Origin of the sequence: Rhodoferax sp., assembly GCF_014859475.1 — a bacterium.
Taxonomy (GTDB): Bacteria; Pseudomonadota; Gammaproteobacteria; order Burkholderiales; family Burkholderiaceae_C; genus Rhodoferax.
In genome coordinates this window covers 1-1,399 of sequence record NZ_JACUUE010000345.1, presented here as the reverse complement: position 1 = coordinate 1,399, position 1,399 = coordinate 1, and the positions used below count along the sequence as shown (strand labels likewise).

The window sequence follows — 1,399 nt, the reverse complement described above, 5'->3', positions numbered from 1 at the left end:
CCGGCACGCCCATCCACAGCGAATGCATGGTGGTGGTGCCGCCGTTGTAGGGAAACGGGTCAAGCGCGATGTCGATCTTGTGATGCAGCGCCAGGTACTCGTCCATGCCCACGCGCGGCTGCAAGATGAGCCGCTCGGGGCCAATGCCGGCCTGACCAAACAAATCGGTCAGGTGTTGCCTGAGGTCGTTGCTGGTCACATTGCCCAACATCAGTCTGGCTTGGGGCAGTGCGTGCAAAATGCGCGCCCACAAACTGGTGACCACCGGGTTGATCTTGGCTGTGTTGTTGAGGCAGGCCAGCATCAGCTCGCCCGACCCCAGTGCTGGCAGTGGGTTGATGGCGGGCGCGTCGTCGTAGGGCGTAAACGCCATGCCGCCGGGAATGCGCACCAGCGTTTCGCTGTGGTAGCGCTCGGTCAGGCCCACGGGGTCTTGCCAGGGGTCGCTGATACGGTAGTCGATGGAACTTAAACCCGTGGTGCCGGGGTAGCCGATGTAGGTGACTTGCACCGGTGCGGGCTTGCGGGCAAGTGCCAGCAAGCGGTTGTGTGCGGTGTGGCCTGACAGGTCAACCAGAATGTCGATGCCGTCGGCGCGGATGCGCTCGGCGAGTTGCTCGTCGCTCAGGGTGTTGCAGAGCAGCCAGTGGTCCATGAGGGCGGCAATGCGCTCGGTGTGGCTGTCTTGCAGGGTGTGGCTGTAGTAGCCGAATAGCTCGAATTGCGTTTTGTCGTGATGGGCCAGGATTGGCTCAAGGAAATAGGCCACCGGATGGTTGCAAAAGTCCCCGGACACATAGCCTATCTTGAGTCGCCGATCCGGCTCGCGGGGGTTGGTGTGCGGCTGCCAGAAGCGCTTGAGCGGTGCTTCGAACTGCTGGGCAAAGCGCAGGTGTTCCTGGAACAATTCCTGAGCGCTGCAGGTGGCAAGGTTTTGCAGCGCAAACAGCACGCCGGTGTGAGCCGTCACATCGTCAGGCTTGAGCGTCATCGCCCGGCGATAGCAGGCGATGGCTTCGTCAGACTGGCCCTGGCCCATGCGCGCCCCGGCGTAATTACAGAGCGTGGCTGCGTCGTCGGGTTTGAGCAAAAGCGCCCGGCGATAGCAGGCAATGGCCTCATCCACCTGGCCTTGTTTGATGAGCGCGTTGGCCAAGTTGTAGTGTGCCTCGGCGTAAGTCGGTTGCAGCAAAATGGTCTGCCGGAAGCTGGCGATGGCTTCGTCAGTGCGGCCCAGGTCGAGCAGCGCATTGCCGATCTTCAGGTAGTACTCGGCAAAACCCGGGTTGAACAACAGCGCCTGCCGGTAACTGGCGATGGCCTCTTCAGGCTGGCCCATGGCCTTGAGCGCATTGCCCAGGTTGTAGCTGGCATCGGGAAAGTTGGGCTGCAGCGCAAT

1 protein-coding gene is annotated in these 1,399 nt (G+C 61.8%); it reads right to left on the bottom strand.

Features of this window, described 5'->3' with window-relative positions; genetic code table 11:
* The coding region (locus tag IBX54_RS15115; protein ID WP_296543471.1) for a tetratricopeptide repeat protein at positions 1 to 1,399 on the bottom strand (1,399 nt) is incomplete at both ends.